Genomic DNA, 18,340 nt, shown 5'->3' with positions numbered 1-18,340 from the left:
TCCTTCACGAGACCGGAACCAACTCAGGGCGCACCTCTGCCAAGAGGCGCGCCTTTTTCGTCGGCGCCGATCCCGGCACGGGCGCTGCCGAATCGCATGGGATCATGCGTCGAGCGCCATCAGGCTGGCGTTGCCGCCCGCCGCCGCCGTGTTGATCGACACCGTGCGTTCCGCGAACAGGTCCGAGAGCTCGTAACCCGCCTCCGGATCGGAGGCCGTGGGGATCGACAGGATCGTGAGGATCGGCCCGTCGCGCTCGGCGATCCGGCGGACCAGCCCCGCGAGATCGGCCCGCTCGCCCGCGTGCAGCACCCCGCCGAGGCCGGGGGCGCCCGCGGGATCCTCGGCGGGGACGATCCTCCGCAGGACCGCCGCGGGCAGGCCGTCGAGCAGGCCCGACGACGCCCGCTCCGCCGCGATCACCGCGCGCTGGCCGGTGGCCAGGATCGCGCCGAGCTGGCGCAGGGTTCCCGCCTCGTCCGAGGCGAGCCCCGCGATCGGGCCGCGCGGGCGGAGGCCGTAGCTGTTGCGCTCGCCGACCGGGCCCGGCAGCACCGATTCGGTCAGCGCGGGCATCCGGGCGAGATCGCGCTCGACCCGGGACGCGACCTCGGCGTGGCCCCGCTGCCGGAGCCAGCCGATGTAGGCCCGAGCGACCGGATCGACGACCGCCTCGGCCGGGGACCGGGCCGCGTCGGCGGGGGCATCGGCCCAGGACGGGGCCGGGCGCGTCATCAGCCGGCGGAGGTAGCGCGGCCCGCCGGCCTTCGGCCCCGTGCCGGACAGGCCCGTGCCGCCGAACGGCTGCACGCCGACGACGGCGCCGATGGTGTTGCGGTTGACGTAGACGTTGCCCGCCCCGATCCGGTCGAGGACGCGCGTCACCGTCTCCTCGATGCGGGTGTGCAGGCCGAAGGTCAGCCCGTAGCCGGTGGCGTCGATGGCGTCGACGAGGGCATCGAGGTCGTCCCGCCGGTAGCGGAGCACGTGGAGAACCGGTCCGAACACCTCGGCCTCCACGTCCGAGACCCGGTCGATCGCGATCACCGTCGGGGGCACGAAGCTGCCCGCGTCCAGGGCCGTATCCTTCCGCCCTTGCGGGTTCTCGCCCCCTTGCGTGATCGCGTGGCCCCGGCTCCGCATCGTCTCGATGTGGCGGAAGATCCCTTCGGCCGCCTCGGCGGTGATCACCGGGCCGACGTCGACGGACAGGCGCCGGGGATCGCCCACCGCGAGCTCGCGCAGGGCCCCGTGCAGCATAGCGAGCGTCCGCTCGGCGATCTCCTCCTGCAGGCACAGGATGCGCAGGGCCGAGCAGCGCTGGCCGGCCGAATCGAAGGCGGAGGCGAGGACGTCCGCCACCACCTGCTCGGGCAGGGCGGAGGAATCCACGATCATCGCGTTCTGCCCCCCGGTCTCAGCGACGAGCGGCACCGGCCGCCCGTCCGCGGTCAGGCGGTCCGCCAGCGTCCGCTGGATCAGGCGGGCGACGGCGGTCGAGCCGGTGAACATCACGCCCTGGACCCGGGCATCGCCGACGAGCGCCGCGCCGACCGCGCCCGCACCGGGCAGGAGATGCAGCACCCCCGCCGGGATCCCGGCCTCGCCCAGCAGCCGGACGGCCTCGGCCGCGACGAGCGGGGTCTCCTCGGCCGGCTTGGCGAGCACGGGGTTGCCGGCCGCGAGGGCGGCCGCGACCTGCCCGGTGAAGATCGCGAGGGGGAAGTTCCAGGGGGCGATGCAGGCGACCGGGCCGAGGGGCCGTGCCTCCGGGCCGCAGACCCGTTCGGCCTCGCCGGCATAGTAGCGCAGGAAGTCCACCGCCTCCCGCACCTCGGCGACGGCGTTCGCCAGGGACTTGCCCGCCTCCCGCACGATCAGGCCGAGCAGGACCGGCATCCGCGCCTCGAAGGCGTCCGCGGCGGCGCGGAACAGGCCGGCGCGAAGGGCCGGCGCCGTCGCCGCCCAGCCCGGGGCCGCCGCCGCTGCGGCCGCCAGGGCGCGGGCGATGTCGGCGGGCTCCGCCGCGCGCACGCGGCCCACCACGTCGGTGCGATCGGCAGGGTTGAGGACCGGGTCGCGGGCCTCCGCGGCGGAGCGCCCGGACGGGACGGCGGCCCAATCCGCGGCGGCACGCGCCGGCAGGTCGGCGGCGAGCCGGGCGAGCACGGCCTCGTCGTTCAGGTCGAGCCCGGCCGCGTTCGGCCGCCCGGCGCCGAACAGGTCGCGCGGGGCCGCGATCCGCGGGTGCGGCGCCCCCGGCGGGCGCATCGCCCGCACCGTCGCGACCGGATCGGCGACGAGGTCGTCGAGCGAGACGGAGGCGTCGGCGATGCGGTTGACGAAGGAAGCGTTCGCGCCGTTCTCCAGGAGCCGGCGGACGAGGTAGGCGAGCAGGGTCTCGTGGGTGCCGACGGGGGCGTAGATCCGGCACGGCCGGTCGAGCCCGCCCGGGCCGACCACCGCCGCGTAGAGCGGCTCGCCCATTCCGTGCAGGCACTGGAACTCGTAGTCGCCGGGCCGGAAGCCGGGGCCGGCCATCTCCAGGATGCTGGCCACGGTCTGCGCGTTGTGGGTCGCGAATTGCGGGAACACCGCGTCCGGCGCGGCCAGCAGCATCCGGGCGCAGGCGAGGTAGGACACGTCGGTGTGGGCCTTGCGGGTGAAGACCGGGAAGTCGGAGAGCCCCTCGACCTGCGCCCGCTTGATCTCGCCGTCCCAGTAGGCGCCCTTCACCAGCCGGACCATCAGGCGGCGGCCGCTCCGGCGGGCGAGGTCGACGAGCCAGTCGACGACGAAGGGGCAGCGCCGGCCGTAGGCCTGGATCACGAAGCCGAGCCCGTCCCAGGCCGCGAGGTCCGGGTCGGTGGCCAGCGCCTCGAGGATGTCGAGGGAGAGGTCGAGCCGGTCGGCCTCCTCGGCGTCGATGTTCAGGCCGATGCCGTACCCCCTGGCCAGCACGGCCAGCGCCTTCGCCCGGGGGATCAGCTCCGCGAGCACGCGGGCGCGCTTCGTCCGCGTGTAGCGCGGGTGCAGCGCCGAGAGCTTGATCGAGATGCCCGGCCCCCCGATGACGCCCCGCCCGGCCGATTCCCGCCCGATGGCATGGATCGCCGCCGCGTAGGCGGCCTGGTAGCGGGCGGCATCCGCTTCCGTGGCCGCGGCCTCCCCGAGCATGTCGTAGGAATAGGCGAACCCCTTCGCCTCGTTGGGGCGCGCCCGGCGCAGGGCCTCGGCGATGGTCTCGCCCATCACGAACTGCTCGCCCATCAACCGCATGGCGAGGTCCACGCCCCGGCGGATCAACGGCTCCCCGCCCCGCCCGATCAGGCGCGTCAGGGCCGCGGACAGGCCGCGCTCGCGCGTCGTCGCGGTGAGCTTGCCGGTCACCAGCAGGCCCCAGGTCGCCGCGTTGACGAACGGCGAGGGGCTGTGGCCGAGATGGGCCCGCCAGTCGCCGGGGGCGATCTTGTCGCGGATCAGCGCGTCGCGGCTCGCCGCGTCCGGGATGCGCAGCAGGGCCTCGGCGAGACACATCAGGGCGACGCCCTCCTGGCTCGACAGGTCGTATTCGTGGATCAGGCCCTCGACGCCGCCCCGCTTCGCCGTCCGCCGCAGGCCCGCGACCAAGCCGCGCGCCGTCGCCGCGACGCGCGACGCCGCCTCGGGCGGAAGCTGCGCGCGGTCGAGGAGCGGCGCCAGGCACGCCGCCTCCGGGCGCCGGTGCGCCGCGACGATCGCCGCGCGCAGCGGCGACGACGCGGGCAGGTCGTCGGCGAGATCCGCGAAGGACGGACGGGCGGGCACGACGGGCCGAGGGGAAGACACGATCGACGACGACACGATCGACATGGCAGACCCCGCCTCCCTCCGCCGCCGGCCGCCGGCCGGGCACGGACCACTTTGTAGCCGCGGCGGCGCAGTGCTAAAATCCGTGGGTCGCGTCGAAGACCGGCGGATTCCCCATCGGAATGGCGTTCTGCGCGTGAAGACCACCGATTCGACCGATGCCGCCATCCTGCGCATCCTGCAGCAGGACGGGCGCATCGCCACCGTCGATCTCGCCGAGCGGCTCAGGCTCTCGCCCACCGCCACGGCCGAGCGCCTGAAGCGGCTGACCCGCGCGGGCTACATCACCGGCTACGGTGCCCGCCGCGATCCGGCGATGCTCGATCTGGGATTGCTGGTGTTCATCGAGGTGCTGCTCGACAAGACCACCGGCGCGGTGTTCGACCGCTTCTCGCAGGAGGTCCGCCGCGTGCCGGAGATCCTGGAATGCCACATGGTGGCCGGCGGGTTCGACTACCTGCTCAAGGCCCGGGTGAAGGACATGGCCGCCTATCGCCGCTTCCTCGGGCAGGTCATGGTCGACCTGCCCGGCGTGAAGGAGACGCGCACCTACGCGGTGATGGAGGAGGTCAAGACGGACAGCCCGCTGCCCGTGTGAGCCGCGACCGGGCGACGAGCCGGCCCACATCCGGTCCGAGCGAACATCCGGTTCGTGAATATCGCCGCAAGACAGCCGATCGGCAGAGATCCGCCCTGAGCCGATGTTGCCGGATCGCCCACAGGCGGCTTCATCCGGGGCGAGCCGCCGGCGACCCGGACACCCCATACGGGTCGTGGGCGCACGGGGTGGCGCCAGCCGCCTCGCTGTATTGCTGTCCGTGTGCGGACCGCCGCGGAATCACCCGACGCCGACTTTGGCAGGTCCCTGGTGCAACGAGCGAGCGGCCCGCACCCAGATCAGGCCGTGATCGGCTCGCGGCCGTAATGGGTGGCGTAGGCATTCTCGAGGCCCGGCAGGATGTCCACGATCTCGAAGTAGCGGTCCCAGAACGGGGTCTCGCGTATCGCTTCGACGAGAAGCTGGTAGCTCTGGTGATCCCTTGCGTCCCACATCCACAGGTCGGTGACACGAGCGGAGTAGAACTCGATGTCGAAGAACCGCAGCGTCACATCGGCGGCATGCGCCTTCAGGATCGGCGTGAACGTCTCGCGAAAGAGCTCGAAACGTTTCTCGACCGGAAAGCCCAGCCACTCGGTGGTGGTCTTCACGAGCATGAACACTGTCAGGGCCGAATCGAAGGGTTTGCCGGATCTCGTCATCTTGCGTCCTTGCACTGTCGCGTGACGCCCCTAGGATGCGAGCGATCGCTCGCTTCCGCTACTCGCATTCGTTCGCATGACCGATTCCCTGACGGCGCAGCGCCCCCGCCCCCGGAAGAGGCCGCAGCAGGCCCGTTCTCTCGCCACCGTCGAGGCGATCGTCGAGGCGGCGGCTCGCATTCTGGAGGCGGTGGGCCACGGCGGTTTCTCGACGAATGTCGTGGCCGAGCGTGCGGGGGTCAGCGTCGGCTCGCTGTACCAATACTTCCCGCGGAAGGAGGCGCTCGTCGGCGCTCTCATCGTCCGCGAGAAGAATCGATTGATCGAGGATGCACGGGCGGCAGCGTCACGGCCGGCCGGAACGGATGCGCTCGTCGCGGTGATCGAAGCGTGCGTCGGTCATCAGCTCCGTCGCCCCGCCCTGGCACGGCTGCTGGACTTCGAGGAGGCCCGCCTGCCCTTCGACGCCGAGATCCACCGCAGCGCTGCGGCTCTGAACACGCTCGTGTCCGGCCTGCTCGAGCGGCCGGACCTGCCACGGCAGCCGGACACGCCGACGGCCGCCGCAGACCTGCTGGCGATCATCAAGGGTATGATCGACGCGGCCGGCGAGCGCGGCGAAACGGGCGAGGTGCCGCTCGTCGATCGTGTTCGCCGGGCCGTGCTCGGCTACCTCGGCGCCGGCGCGTGACCGTCCCCAGGTGCCCGTGATCCCCCTGTCGCGAGACCCGCGGACGGCACCCGATCGTCGGGCGCCGGCGACTCGCCCAAGAGCCGGTGTCACGGCAGGGCGCCCGAAAACGCCCCGTCCAGGCATCGTTCGAAGGCCGGGCGCGTCAATGCCCCGAATGGCGCACCGCCATCTTGAGGCGCTGGTCGACGTCGTCGATGCGGGCGGCGACGCCGCGGCGGATGCATTTGCCGAGGGTGTCGCCGGCGAAGAAGCCCAACGTCGCCTCCTGCTCGCGGCAGGCGACGGTCGGCGGCCAGGCCAGGTAGATGCCGGCGATGGCGGCGATGACCACGAGCTCGACCACGAGCCAGCCGCCCCAGCCGAGGCGGAAGCCCTCGCGCCGGCCCGCGCCGTGCCGGCGCCGGCGCCGGGCGTCCGCGGCGCGGGCCCCCTCGGGCGTCGGGCGCACCGGCTCCTGCGCGGTGCGGGCGATCCGGTCGAGGCGGGCGCGGGCCGCCTCCGCCTCGGTGAGGGTGGGCTGCGCGTCGGTTCCGGGGGGCGGGGCGTGCATGGTCGGCTCGTTCGAAAGGGCGGGCGGGCGGCGCGGGTCGCGTCGTCGGGGCGGGTGTCTCGGGGGGCGTCGCCTCGTCCGAGGCCGTCCCGTGCGCGGCGCGCGGTCAGTTCATCGCGCGGCGCAGGGTGCCGAGGTCGTCCGGCAGGGACAGGGCGCGGTTCAGCATCTCGTTGCGGGCGCAGGCGCCGGCCTTGAGCAGCTGGCCGAGGCCGCCGCCCGAGCGCGACCCGCAATCGGTCACGAGGTAGCTCGCTGCGAACAGCGCGATCGGGGCGAGGAACAGCACGAGCTTGAGCAGCCCGAACACCCGCCCGATCGCGCTCCGGCGGCGGGGCCGCGCATCCTCCCAGTCCGCGTCGCGATCGAACCGCTCGTAACCCTGCTGCATGGCCGGACCGACCTCCCGGAGACCCGCGTGCGACCGCGCGAAGACCGGCGGCGACACCGTGAGGATGATGGTCCCATTTGAAGATCTCGCTAAGCGACGTGCTTAACGGCACCGGACCTGCCGCATCCGTCCCCGCCCGCCGCCTGGCCACCCCTCTTGGCCGCTCCCCTTGGCCGCGCCTCTCGGCCGCTCCTCGGCGAAGCCGTCGCGAACCTTGGCGAAGCAATTGCAAAGGCCTAAGCCGCGGGGTGTGATCGGGCCGGCGGCGCGAGCCGCCCGCCGGCGGACCGCCACGCCGCCGCATCGAACCGGGAGCAGCCCTTGGCCACCATCATTCCCGTCGCCTCCTTCGACTACGTCGTGTTCGGCGCGACCGGCGACCTCACCACCCGCAAGCTGCTGCCGGCCCTGTACCACCGCTACAAGGACGGCCAGATCCCGGCCACCTCCCGGATCATCGGCGCCTCGCGCTCCGAGCTCGCGGTCGAGGCGTTCCGCGCCCGCACGCAGGACGCGCTGAAGCGCTTCGTGGCCCCCGACGACCTCGACCCGGAGACGCTCGCCGCCTTCCTCGACCATCTCGACTACGTCGCGGTCGACGGCGCCGGCGACGACGGCTGGACCGAGCTCGTGGCCAAGCTCGACGAGCGGCCGGACCAGGTGCGCCCGTTCTACCTCGCCACCTCGCCCGACCTCTACGGCTCGATCTGCCGGAACCTCGCCAAGTTCGGCCTCGTCGGCCCGAAATCCCGCGTCGTGCTCGAGAAGCCGATCGGCAAGGACCTGACCTCGGCCCGCGCGATCAACGACGCGGTCGGCGAGGTGTTTCCCGAGGAGCAGATCTTCCGGATCGACCACTACCTCGGCAAGGAGACGGTGCAGAACCTGCTGGCGCTGCGCTTCGCCAACACGATCTTCGACCGGCTCTGGACGGCCGACGTCATCGACCACGTCCAGATCACGGTGGCCGAGACCGTCGGGGTCGAGGGCCGGGCCGGCTACTACGACACGTCCGGCGCCCTGCGCGACATGCTGCAGAACCACATCCTGCAGCTGCTCTGCCTCACCGCGATGGAGAGCCCGCTCAACCTCGACGCCAACTCGGTGCGCGACGAGAAGCTGAAGGTGCTGCGCGCCCTCAAGCCGATCACCGCGGGCGACGTGCAGCACGTGACGGTGCGCGGCCAGTACGTCCAGGGCGCCGTCGACGGCAAGCCGGTGGAGGGCTACCTCAACGAGCTCGGGCACGACAGCCGCACCGAGACCTTCGTCGCCTGCAAGGTCGAGGTCCAGTCCTGGCGCTGGGCCGGCGTGCCGTTCTACCTACGCACCGGCAAGCGGCTGCCGCAGAAGCTGTCCGAGATCGTGGTGCAGTTCCGCGCCGCGCCGTTCTCGATCTTCCCGGAGGAATCGTTCGGGCGCGAGCCCAACCGCCTCGTCATCCGCCTGCAGCCGCAGGAGGGCATGAAGCTCGAGGTGATGACCAAGGATCCCGGCCCCGGCGGCATGCGCCTGCGGCCGACCAACCTCGACATCTCGTTCGAGGAGACCTTCAAGCAGCGCTATCCCGACGCTTACGAGCGCCTGCTGATGGACGTGGTGCGCGGCAACGCCACCCTGTTCATGCGCCGCGACGAGGTCGAGGTCGCCTGGGCCTGGGCCGACAGCCTGCTCAAGGCCTGGGCCGACCGCCGCGAGCCGCCGCGCGCCTACCCGGCCGGCAGTTGGGGCCCCACCGCCGCCATCGCCCTGATCGAGCGCGACGGGCGGACCTGGCACGAGGAGCTGGGGTGACCGCACCCGCCGCCCGGCGCCGGCTCGCCCTCGCCCTGACGCTCGCCTGCCTCGCCCACCCGGCCCGGGCGCAGGGGCCGGCGACGGGGCAGGATGATGCGCCGAGCGGGGGCGGGGGACGGCCCGACACCCGCGCGCTCACCTGCGCCGCCGCCGCGGGCCTCGTCGCCCGCGCAGGCGCCGTGGTGATGAGCACCGGCCCGCTCACCTACCTGCGGATCGTGCGCGACGGCGGCTTCTGCACCATCGAGGAGACGACGCGGCCCGATTACGAGGCCACCCGCGACGAGCGGCAATGCTTCGTCGGCTACCGTTGCGTCGACCGGCTGCAGGAGGGCCCCGAGGGACCTTGAGGGGGAGGAAACCTTGAAATTCCGGCCTGCGCGTGCCTTATTCCGTGCCTGGGGACGGATCGCCTGAGCGGCTTGCCGCGATAGCCCCAGGCCGCCGACGACGGGCAACCGCAGTCGGTCCACGCGCAACGCGAGATAGCCAAGTGTCCCGGCGAGTGATGGCCCCTCCTCCCCGTGAGCGAGGGGCCTTTCACGTCCGGAGCCGTCCCGAACCGTGGATGCCGGTCCGCCGGAAATGGCGCGGCCCTGTCGTGAGATCGCATCTTCCTCACGCGAGCCGGGCTCCACCGCGCTTGAGAATGCCTCAGCGCCGCGCCCGGGGCCGCACCCGATCACCCTGGTACACCTTCGCGCACAGGACCGCGAAGCTGATCTTGGTCGTGCCGGCCAGCACCCGCCGCCGATCCTGCACCGGGTACGCGCTCTCGACGACGATGAGCAGTTGCTGCCGATGCCCGGCCGCCGCCCGGCGGAGGCTGAAGTACATCGGATAGCACGCGCCATCGGCCAGCACGACGTTGGTGAGATAGACGTAGTTCCGATCCGTCGGCGTCATGTAGACCGAGGCACCCGGCAAAGCGTCGACGATGGCCGGCAATCGGCGGGAGAGTTCGTGCCGCGCGGGATCGTATGCGCGACGGCTCCGATGGTCTCAGATCAGGTGCTGGCGGTCGTGACGTTCGTCGTCCAAACCGACGGTGAAGCAGTGATTCGAGAAGCGTACCTCGATCGACAACGCACGGCCGATCTTGTCGACGAAGAACGTCAGACGGCGCGGCTCCAGATGGGCAAGGTCGAGCCTCACGCCATCGATCACGTGGTCGAAATAGGCCATGGCCCATTCCGGATAGGTCTTGGGGCCGAGGCCGCGCAACCGGCAAAGCTTGCATGCCGCAAGGCTCGCCACCGAACCCGTCATGGCCACCGGCCCGAGCGAATCGGGAAACGCAAGAGCCTGGCGGAGATCGCCGCACCGGTTCGCGGCACCGTCGCGTGCGCGAACCGGATCTCGATCCGCCCCGCCGCCCGGCGTCAGGCCGCCGGGACGCCGATCAGCTCGGCCTGGAGGCCGCCGAGATAGGTGGTGAGCCGGGCCGAGATCGCCGGGTCGGCGCACTGGACCCAGAGCGGCACCGGCAGGGCGGCGCGCGGGCAGCGCAGGATGATCCGCTCGGCCGACAGGGCGGCCTGCCGCTCGCTCGCCGCGGCCAGGAGCTTCGAGCCCGTCGGCGTTCCGATCATGATGGCGATGCTCGTCATGCCGGGCCAACCCGTGAGCGGGCCGTCCGTTGCCTGCCGCCGGGGGCCGGGACGGCGTGTCGCGTGCGCGATCCCGATTCCCGGTCTACCCTGTCGCCGTCGCGGCTCATGAGCCTCGGCCGCGAGGGAGGATGGAATGCCGTGCGACGCCTCCTGAAGTTCCTGCACACGATGGGCGCGGTCGGGCTGATGGGAGCGTTGGCCTGCCTGCTCGTGCTGTTCACGTTCGTGCCGCCGCCGGCCGACCGGGCCGGATACGCGCTGATGCGCGGCGCGATGGGCGCGGTCGCCACCTGGATCTTCCTGCCCGCGCTGGCGCTGACGCTGCTGGCCGGCCTCCTCGCCCTGGCGCAGCGCGCCTTCCACCGGGCGGTCTGGGCCTGGGCGAAGCTCGCCACCGGCGTGCTGATGTTCGAGGGCGGCCTCGTCTACGTCCAGGGGCCGATGCGGCAGGAGGCCGACTTGAGCGCCGCGGCCTTGGCCGGCCGCCTCGACCCGGCGACGCTGGCCCAGTCGCTCGGGCCGGAGCGCAACACCCTGTGGCTGCTGCTGGTCGTCGCCACCGCCAACGTGGTGCTCGGCGTCTGGCGCCCGCGGCTGATGCGGCGGGCGCCCGTCGGGCAGACGGCGGCGCGCGGATAGGGTCCGCATCACGCCCGCCCCGGCCCCCGTCCGGCGTCACGCCTCGTCGGCGGCCGGGACCCAGAGCGGCCCGCGCAGCACGGGGGCGCGCTTGGGCGGCGGCAGGGCGCGGCTGCCGGCGAGGTCGGCGAGCTCGGGCGCCTGGGCGGTGTCGTCGACGGTGAGGAACAGGCCGCGGGCGCGGGCCGCCCGGCCGAGATCGGCCCGGCTGGTCAGCACGCTCTGGGCCGGGCTCGTCAGCAGCGCGATCACCACCGGCGACAGCCACAGGGCGAGCCACGGGTCGCCGACCAGCGCCAGCGCGAGGCCGGCGAGCGCGCCGACCACGAGGGCGTCGGCCTGCAGGCGGCAGGCTTCCGCCCAGCTCACCTTGCGGTCGTCGCGGGCCTGGGCGTCCCAGCGCACCACCCGGCCGAAGAAGGTCGAGATCACCGCGCCGGCGGTGAACAGCGTCATCACCGGCCAGAGCAGCACCCAGATGCCCTGCTCGAGCGCCGCGCTCGCCAGCAGCGAGCGGGTGCCGCCGAAGGCGTCGCGCCGCGCCTTGGAGGCGAGCACGTGGCCGAGGCTCAGGAGCTTCGGCAGGGCCAGCACCGTGAGGGTGAGCGCGGCGAGCCCGTGCGCGGCGGCGCCGGTGCCGGTCAGCCCGTAGCCGAGCAGGCCGAGCTCGCCGGTGCGCGCGGCCAGCCACGCCCCCGCGACGAGGTAGGCGATCCACAAGGGCAGCACCCCGTAGGAGACGATGCCGACGGCGAGGTGCCAGCGGCTCGCCGCGCGCAGGCCCGGCCAGGGCAGGACGCGCAGGTGCTGCATGTTGCCCTGGCACCAGCGGCGCTCGCGCCCGAGGAGGTCGACGAGGTTCGTCGGCATCTCCTCCCAGGTGCCGCCCATCTCCGGCAGCAGGCGGACCTCCCAGCCGGCGCGGGCCAGCATCCCGCCCTCGACGATGTCGTGGCACAGGATTTCGCCGCCCAGGGGCGCCCTGCCCGGCAGCACCGGCAGCTGGGCGTGGTCGGCGAACGCCGCGACCCGCAGGATCGCGTTGTGGCCCCAGTAGCTCCCGTCCGGCCCCTGCCAGGTCTCCAGGCAGCGCAGGGCCAGCGGCGCGTAGAGCCGCACCGCGAATTGCTGGATGCGGGCGAACAGCGTGTCGCGGCCGGCGGCGTAGGACACGGTCTGGATCAGGCCGGTCGCCGGGCTCTCCTCCATCAGCCGGGCGAGGCGGCGCATCGTGGCGCCGGTCATCAGGCTGTCGGCGTCGAGCACGATCATGAAGTCGTACTGGTCGCCGTAGGTCCTGGTGAACTCGGCGATGTTGCCGGCCTTGCGCCCGATGTTCTCGGTGCGGCGGCGATAGCGGATCCGCGGGATGCCGGGGCCGGCGGTCTCGCGCCAGGCCTGGATCCGGGCGAACTCGTGCTCCTCAACCGCCGCGATCGCGCCGTCGCGGGTGTCGGAGAGGACGAAAAGGTCGATGTCGCCGCCGAGGGACTCGTCGCGGGCACCGTCCCGCGCGGCGTCGCGGGCGAGCGAGCGCGCCATCACCCGCAGCGCTGCGAACACCGCCACCGGGTCCTCGGCGTGGATCGCCACCACGGCCGCCGTGCGCGACAGGCCCGACGCCTGCGCCGGCACCGTCTCCGAGCGGCGCTCCAGGGCGGATTTCGCCCGCGCGCCGAGGCCGGCGGCGATCAGGCCGTAGAGGTACTGCCACGCGACGAACGACTGCCAGGTCATCACCACCGCGAACAGGACCAGCACGGTGCGGGCGAGCCAGGCGCCGGTCGGGTCGGCCGGGGCCGGGTAGGCGACGGCCGCCAGCCACGCGATCGCCGCGCCAGTGGCGAGCGACGGAACCGCGAGCGCCAGCCGCCGCCCGCCCAGCGAGCCGATGCGCCCGGCGCACTGCCAGGTTTCGGCCGCGCACCTCTCGACAGGGCGCCCGTCGGCGTGGGAGGCCGGCACTTTCGTGGATGGAATGGGGCGCGTGGCGGGCATGGAGCGCATCGAACTCGAAGGTGAGGACCACCCGCCGGAGGCGGGGCCGCAGCGCGGCGCCGGCGAGGGCCGGGGCGACGGGCCGGGGCCGGGCCTGCCGGCGCGAGGAAGCCCCGAGGCCTCCCCGCGATCGGCCGCCAGCTTGTCCCCCTCCCGCCGCCGCGTTCTCCGCACGGCCCTGACCGCGATGGTCGGCAGCGTCGTTCCTAGCGTCATCGATCTGAATGAGGCCCGAACGATGGCGCAGGAGCGGCAAGCGGTGACGGACGGGCCGACCACCTTCGCCACGGTGTCCGCGATGGCCGAGCGGCTGGCCGGCGCGCCCTACGTCGCGCCGCCCGAGGACCTGCCGGGCGCCCTCGCCGGGCTGACCTACGACCAGTACCGCGCCATCGTCTTCCGCCCGGCGGCGGCCCTGCGCCTCGGGCGGCACTTCAGCGCGCAGCTGTTCCACCGCGGCTTCCTGCAGCGCAAGCGCTGCGCGCTGTACCTGCAGCCGAAGGCCGGGCCGGCCCAGGCCGTCGCCTACGAGCCCGGCCTGTTCGAGCTGGGCCGGGCGCTCGACGGCCAGAGCTTCCCGACGACGCTCGGCTTTGCCGGCTTCCGACTGCACTTCGCCGCCACCGAGACCCCGCCCGGCCGCCCGCGCGGCTTCCAGGAGGAGTTCCTGGTGTTCCTCGGCGCGTCGTACTTCCGCCTGCGCGGCGAGGGCCAGGAATACGGGCTCTCGGCGCGCGGCGCGGCGATCGGCACCGGCTCGGCCGCGGGCGAGGAGTTTCCCGACTTCACCGCCCACTGGATCTGCGAGCCGGAGGACGATGCGAAGACGATCACCGTGCTCTCGCTCCTCGACAGCCCGAGCCTGTCCGGCGCCTACCGCTTCGAGATCGCGCCGGGCGACCCGGCGCACATCCAGGTCACCGCCGCGCTCCACCCGCGGAAGGACATTCCCCAGCTCGGGCTGGCCCCGCTCACCAGCATGTTCCTGCACGGCCAGAACGGGCCGGGCGCGCGCGGCGCCAGGCCCTTCGACGACTTCCGGCCGCAGGTGCACGATTCCGACGGGCTGGTGGTGCGCTCCGGCGCCGACCGGCTGTGGCGCCCGCTGGTCAACGGCCGCCCGAGCCCGCAGATCTCCGCCTTCCGCGCGGCGCCGCTCTCCGGCTTCGGGCTGATGCAGCGCGAGCGGACCTTTGCCGCCTACCTCGACGTCGAGGCGCGGCAGGAGGCCCGGCCCGGCCTGTGGGTCGAGCCCGCCGCCCCCGCGACGAAACCCGAGATGGTCGCGGCCGGCGCCTCGCCGCGGGCCGGCGACGCGTTCGCGGCCGGCCAGGTGCAGCTGTTCGAGATCCCCTCGGTCGAGGAGTACATGGACAACATCGTGGCGGCCTTCGTGCCGGACGCGCCCGTCCGCCCCGGCCACCCGATCGCGCTCGCCTACGGGCTCACCACGGTGGGAGCCGAGCCGGTGCCGGCGCTGCCCGGCACCCTCGCCCGCGTGATCTCGACCCGCATCGGCTCGCCCGACCGCCTGCGCCCGGTCGACCCGCCGATCCCCGGCCGGCGGCTGTACTGCATCGACTTCGCGGGGCCGGATCTGCCGCAGGGCGCCCTCGACGCCGAGGGGGCGGGCGTCGCCGCGATCGTCTCGGCCAGCGCCGGCACGATGCACGATCCCGTCGCCGCGCCGGTGCCGCAGACCGGGGGCTGGCGCATCTACGTCGAGTGGCGCCCCCCCGCCGCGATGCCCCCGGGCGACGTGGTGCTGCGCGCCCACCTCACCCGGGCCGGGCGCCGCATCAGCGAGACCTGGGACGCGGCGGCGTAGGCGCGCGCGGGCGGGCGAACCCCGGAAAGGCCTCCCTTCGCCCTCGCTTCACCGGAGGCGGGCCCTCCCGACCTCGGCGGGCGCGCCCGGAGCGCGGGCAGGCCCCGGATCCGTGCGGGGCCGGGGGGAGGCGCGGCCGCCCGCGCCTCGGCATCGGTGTTCACCCCAGGTTGCCCTCGGCGCGCCGACCCGTCAAACCTTGACGTCTCGTCGCGACAACGTTCGGTGGATGGGGACCGACGCGGGGGAGGAAGGGCGGAGCCAGCGTGGACGGGGACGATTCCGAAGGGCCGCCGCGCCGCCGCCGCCACCTGCCGGGTGCCGAGCGCGAGCGGCAGATCGTCGAGGCGGCGACCCGCTTCTTCGCCGAGCAGGGCTTCGGCGGCCAGACCCGCGAGCTCGCCGCGCGGATGGGCATCACCCACTCGGCGATCTTCCGCTACTTCCCAACCAAGGAGGCGCTGATCGAGCGGGTCTACGACCGGGTCTTCGTCGCGCGCTGGAACCCGGATTGGGGCCCGATGGTGCGGGACCGCAGCCATCCGCTGGAGGCGCGGCTGGTGCGGTTCTACCAGGAATACGCCGCCCGGATCTTCGACTACGAATGGGTGCGGATCTTCGTCTTCGCCGGCCTGCGCTCGGTCGACATCACCCCGCGCTACCTCGCCATCCTGCGCGAGGCGCTGATCCTGCCCGTCTGCGCCGAGTTGCGGGTCGAATTCGGCCTCGCGCCGCCCGAGGTGCTGCCGTTCCAGGAGCGCGAGATCGAGGCGGTCTGGGCGCTGCACGGCAAGGTGTTCTACATCGCGGTGCGCAAGTACGTGTACAACCTGCCGACCCCCGACGACGTCGGCCCGATCCTCGCCGACGACGTGCTGGTGTTCATGCGCGGTGCGCCGACGCTGTTCCGGGCGATCCACGCGGACGCGGCAGCGCTGCGCGGGTCGGCGGAGCCGGGCTGACACAGGTTCGAACGGATCGTTCGCATCGCCGACTCGGCCCCCTCTCCCGGACGGGACGAGGGGACCCGCGCCGCCTCCGGCAGAAGCGGGGATCCGTGAACCCGACCACGCTGGCGAAGCGGCGCGATCGCATCGTCCCTACCGGAACGCCGCCCGGTCACGGCGCGCGCGCTTCGCGAAGCGTCCATTCTCCGGATACGCGGCGTCGAACTCCGCATCGAATGCCTTGGCGATCAGATCGGCGAAGGCGATTTGCACGTGACTGGGTCGCGCTCTCATCGGCCGGCATGCGTTGTGCGGGTTTCCTCGAAACCGGTACAACAGAACCGCAGGGTCCGAACCTCGTGGCCGGGGTGTGGACGCGGCCCCGAGGCGAAGGTGCCGGGCGGCCGATGGACGACCGCTCTCGGGGGACATCGACGGCCGTCCGCAGGCGCGGCATGGGCCGGATGCAGGCCATCGTCATGAAGGCCATCCGCCGACATCTCACGCCGTGCGGTCCCCCGTCCCGAGCTCGCCGCGGTCCCGGTGGCACGCCACCTCATGCTCCGGCCCCACCGAGCGGCGCAGCGGAAGCTCGGTGCGGCAGACGGCGATCGCGGCCGGGCAGCGCGGGTGGAACGGGCAGCCGGGCGGGGGCGCGAGCGGGGACGGCGGCTCCCCGGGGAGCGCCTGGAACCGGCGCTTGCCCGGCACCAGCTTCGGCGTCTGGGCGAGCAGGCTGATCGTGTAGGGGTGGGCGGGGGCGCAGAACAGGGTCTCGGCCGGCGCCACCTCGACGAGGCGGCCGAGATACATCACCGCCACGCGCGAGGCGACGTGGGCGATCACCCCGAGGTCGTGGCTGACGAACAGGTAGGTCAGGCCGAGGTCGCGGCGGAGCTCCAGGAACAGGTTCAGCACCTGCGCCTGGATCGAGACGTCGAGCGCCGCCACCGACTCGTCGCAGACCAGCATCCGCGGCTTCACCGCCAGGGCCCGCGCGATGCCGATGCGGGCGCGCTGGCCGCCGGAGAACTGGTGCGGGTAGCGCGCCATCGCGTCGGCCCCGAGGCTGACCCGGGCGAGCTGGTCGGCCACGTAGGCGCGCTTGTCGCGAGCCGCGACGAGGCCGTGGGCGACGGGGGCCTCGCCGACGATGTCGAGCACCCGCAGGCGCGGGTTGAGGGACGCGGTGGCGTCCTGGAAGATCATCTGGACGGACAGCGCGGCCGCGCGGCGCTCCGCGGCGCTCGACCCGGCAAGGTCGCGCCCGTCCCGCAGCACCCGGCCCCGGCTCGGGGCGTGGAGGCCGGCCGCGAGCCGGGCCAGGGTGGATTTCCCGCAGCCGGATTCGCCGACGAGCCCGACCACCTCGCCGGCCCCGATCGCGAGGTCGACCTCGGTCACGGCCTGCACCGCGCTCGGCGGCCGGCGCTCGCCCAGCAACCCGGCGAGCCGGGCGGCCAGCGACGGGCTCGACCCGAACCGCTTCGAGACGCCCTCGAGGCTGACCAAAGGTTTCACGTGAAACGCGCCGGCTGGAGGGGATGGCGGCAGAGGGCGAACCGCGACGGCTCGGCGCGCGCGGTTGGCGGCGGCGCGGCGCAGTCCGGCGTGGCGCAGGCGCAGCGCGGGGCGAAGGCGCAGCCCGGCGGGCGGTCCGTCAGCGCGGGCGCCATGCCGGGGATCTGCGCCAGCGGCACGCCGCGGGCGTTGCGGCTCGGGGCGGAGGCGATCAGCCCGGCGCTGTAGCGATGCAGCGGCGCCTCGATGACGTCGGCCACCGGCCCGGCCTCGACGATGCGGCCGGCATACATCACGCAGAGCCTGTCGCCGAGCCCGGCCACCACCGCGAGGTCGTGGGTGATCCAGATCAGGGCGGTGCCCATCTCGGCGCAGAGCGCCTGCGCCTCGGCCAGGATCTGCGCCTGGATCGTCACGTCGAGGGCCGTCGTCGGCTCGTCGGCGATGAGCAGGGCCGGCGCGTGCAGCAGCGCGATGGCGATGGCGATGCGCTGGCGCATCCCGCCCGAGAGCTGGTGCGGATAGGCGCGCAGGCGCGCGTCGGGTGCCGGGATCCCGACCTTGACCAGGGCCTCGCGCGCCCGCGCCCGGGCGGCCGCCGCCCCGACGCGCTCGTGCGCGCGGATCGCCTCGACCACCTGGGTCTCGACCCGCAGCACCGGGTTCAGGGTGGTCATCGGGTCCTGGAAGATCATCGCCATCCGCCTGCCGCGCAGCGGCCGGAGCTCGGCCTCCGGCAGACCGGCGATGTCGCGGCCCTCGAGCAGGATCCGGCCGCCCGAGACCCGGCCGGGCGCCTCGATCAGCCCCATCAGCGCGAGCCCGGTCACCGACTTGCCCGAGCCGGATTCGCCGACGAGCCCCAGCACCTCGCCGCGGCCCACGGTGAGGCTCACCCGGTCGACGGCGACGTGCTCGCGCCCGCCGGCTTTGAAGCTCACGCTGAGGTCTTCGAGGGCGAGGACGGGGGCGGTCATGCGGCCGCGCTTCCCTCCCCCCTCTGCGGGGGAGGGAAGCCGCCTGCTTCGCCCGCGCGGCAAGTTTCCCGACCCGCTCAATCCGAAAACCTCGGGTACAGCACTCCGCGCAGCGCGCCGCCGTCGCGCTAGACCGCGACGCTCACCGCCACCAGCGCCCCGCCGGGGAGGGAGGAAGTCCAGTAGTTGCCCGATCGCAGGAAGTCGCAGCCGGTCCGCAGCAAGAGCGCGACGGATGACGCGGTGCGCGCACCCCCTCCGCCGCGGCGGTGCATG

General features: G+C 73.5%; 17 protein-coding genes. 7 read left to right on the top strand and 10 right to left on the bottom strand.

Features of this window, described 5'->3' with window-relative positions; translation table 11 throughout:
- Positions 1-102 precede the first annotated feature (102 nt).
- Positions 103-3,852, bottom strand: a complete 3,750-nt coding sequence (gene putA / locus MKK68_RS06615) for a trifunctional transcriptional regulator/proline dehydrogenase/L-glutamate gamma-semialdehyde dehydrogenase (protein WP_244029429.1) — start codon at positions 3,850-3,852, stop codon at positions 103-105.
- Between the two features lie 133 nt (positions 3,853-3,985).
- Here putA and MKK68_RS06610 point away from each other — a divergent pair, with 133 nt between their 5' ends.
- Positions 3,986-4,447: an Lrp/AsnC ligand binding domain-containing protein gene (locus MKK68_RS06610; protein ID WP_244029427.1), complete on the top strand. Its 462-nt coding sequence runs from the start codon at positions 3,986-3,988 to the stop codon at positions 4,445-4,447.
- A 299-nt stretch (positions 4,448-4,746) separates the two neighbouring features.
- Here the strand turns inward: MKK68_RS06610 and MKK68_RS06605 are convergent, their stop codons facing one another.
- Positions 4,747-5,109, bottom strand: a complete 363-nt coding sequence (locus MKK68_RS06605) for a darcynin family protein (protein ID WP_147729553.1) — start codon at positions 5,107-5,109, stop codon at positions 4,747-4,749.
- Positions 5,110-5,185: 76 nt separating this feature from the next.
- On the opposite strand from MKK68_RS06605, the gene MKK68_RS06600 reads away from it, so the two are divergent.
- Positions 5,186-5,800, top strand: coding sequence for a TetR/AcrR family transcriptional regulator (locus tag MKK68_RS06600; protein ID WP_244029423.1), 615 nt, complete (start codon positions 5,186-5,188; stop codon positions 5,798-5,800).
- 145 nt (positions 5,801-5,945) lie between these two features.
- Here MKK68_RS06600 and MKK68_RS06595 read toward each other — a convergent pair whose 3' ends face one another.
- Positions 5,946-6,353: a hypothetical protein gene (locus MKK68_RS06595; RefSeq protein ID WP_244029421.1), complete on the bottom strand. Its 408-nt coding sequence runs from the start codon at positions 6,351-6,353 to the stop codon at positions 5,946-5,948.
- 106 nt (positions 6,354-6,459) lie between these two features.
- Entirely contained in the window at positions 6,460-6,744 is a 285-nt protein-coding gene (locus MKK68_RS06590; protein WP_147860344.1) for a hypothetical protein, read from the bottom strand.
- Positions 6,745-7,065: 321 nt separating this feature from the next.
- Here MKK68_RS06590 and zwf point away from each other — a divergent pair, with 321 nt between their 5' ends.
- Positions 7,066-8,538 carry a glucose-6-phosphate dehydrogenase gene (gene zwf, locus MKK68_RS06585; protein ID WP_244029419.1) on the top strand — a complete coding sequence of 491 codons (1,473 nt, stop codon included), beginning with the start codon at positions 7,066-7,068 and terminating at the stop codon, positions 8,536-8,538.
- Positions 8,535-8,891, top strand: a complete 357-nt coding sequence (locus MKK68_RS06580) for a hypothetical protein (protein WP_244029417.1) — start codon at positions 8,535-8,537, stop codon at positions 8,889-8,891. The genes zwf and MKK68_RS06580 overlap by 4 nt, the downstream gene beginning before the upstream one ends.
- A gap of 304 nt (positions 8,892-9,195) precedes the next feature.
- On the opposite strand, the gene MKK68_RS06575 is transcribed toward MKK68_RS06580, so the two are convergent.
- The 3 genes from MKK68_RS06575 to MKK68_RS06565 all read right to left on the bottom strand — a co-directional run bounded on the left by MKK68_RS06575 (position 9,196) and on the right by MKK68_RS06565 (position 10,151).
- Positions 9,196-9,489 (bottom strand): hypothetical protein, encoded by a 294-nt coding sequence (locus MKK68_RS06575; RefSeq protein ID WP_244029415.1) that lies wholly within the window; start codon positions 9,487-9,489, stop codon positions 9,196-9,198.
- 54 nt (positions 9,490-9,543) lie between these two features.
- Positions 9,544-9,816, bottom strand: coding sequence for a hypothetical protein (locus MKK68_RS06570; RefSeq protein WP_244029413.1), 273 nt, complete (start codon positions 9,814-9,816; stop codon positions 9,544-9,546).
- 107 nt (positions 9,817-9,923) lie between these two features.
- Positions 9,924-10,151, bottom strand: coding sequence for a hypothetical protein (locus tag MKK68_RS06565; RefSeq protein WP_147729635.1), 228 nt, complete (start codon positions 10,149-10,151; stop codon positions 9,924-9,926).
- Between the two features lie 141 nt (positions 10,152-10,292).
- Here MKK68_RS06565 and MKK68_RS06560 point away from each other — a divergent pair, with 141 nt between their 5' ends.
- Positions 10,293-10,793, top strand: a complete 501-nt coding sequence (locus MKK68_RS06560; RefSeq protein ID WP_244029411.1) for a hypothetical protein — start codon at positions 10,293-10,295, stop codon at positions 10,791-10,793.
- A 36-nt stretch (positions 10,794-10,829) separates the two neighbouring features.
- Here MKK68_RS06560 and mdoH read toward each other — a convergent pair whose 3' ends face one another.
- Positions 10,830-12,791: a glucans biosynthesis glucosyltransferase MdoH gene (gene mdoH, locus MKK68_RS06555; RefSeq protein ID WP_147860341.1), complete on the bottom strand. Its 1,962-nt coding sequence runs from the start codon at positions 12,789-12,791 to the stop codon at positions 10,830-10,832.
- A gap of 238 nt (positions 12,792-13,029) precedes the next feature.
- Between mdoH and MKK68_RS06550 the strand changes: the two genes are divergently transcribed.
- Both MKK68_RS06550 and MKK68_RS06545 read left to right on the top strand, forming a co-directional pair.
- The gene (locus MKK68_RS06550; RefSeq protein ID WP_147863031.1) at positions 13,030-14,619 is read left to right on the top strand and encodes a glucan biosynthesis protein; all 1,590 of its coding nucleotides are present in this window, start codon (positions 13,030-13,032) and stop codon (positions 14,617-14,619) included.
- Between the two features lie 266 nt (positions 14,620-14,885).
- Positions 14,886-15,581, top strand: coding sequence for a TetR/AcrR family transcriptional regulator (locus MKK68_RS06545; protein WP_147729814.1), 696 nt, complete (start codon positions 14,886-14,888; stop codon positions 15,579-15,581).
- A gap of 486 nt (positions 15,582-16,067) precedes the next feature.
- On the opposite strand, the gene MKK68_RS06540 is transcribed toward MKK68_RS06545, so the two are convergent.
- Positions 16,068-17,087, bottom strand: a complete 1,020-nt coding sequence (locus tag MKK68_RS06540; RefSeq protein WP_244029409.1) for an ABC transporter ATP-binding protein — start codon at positions 17,085-17,087, stop codon at positions 16,068-16,070.
- Complete coding sequence (locus tag MKK68_RS06535) at positions 17,084-18,064, bottom strand: ABC transporter ATP-binding protein (RefSeq protein WP_244029408.1); 981 nt, start codon at positions 18,062-18,064, stop codon at positions 17,084-17,086. The genes MKK68_RS06540 and MKK68_RS06535 overlap by 4 nt, the downstream gene beginning before the upstream one ends.
- Positions 18,065-18,340 lie beyond the last annotated feature (276 nt).

Source organism: Methylobacterium sp. E-016 (assembly GCF_022829745.1).
Classification (GTDB): domain Bacteria; phylum Pseudomonadota; class Alphaproteobacteria; order Rhizobiales; family Beijerinckiaceae; genus Methylobacterium.
This window is presented reverse-complemented; position numbering and strand designations above follow the sequence as displayed.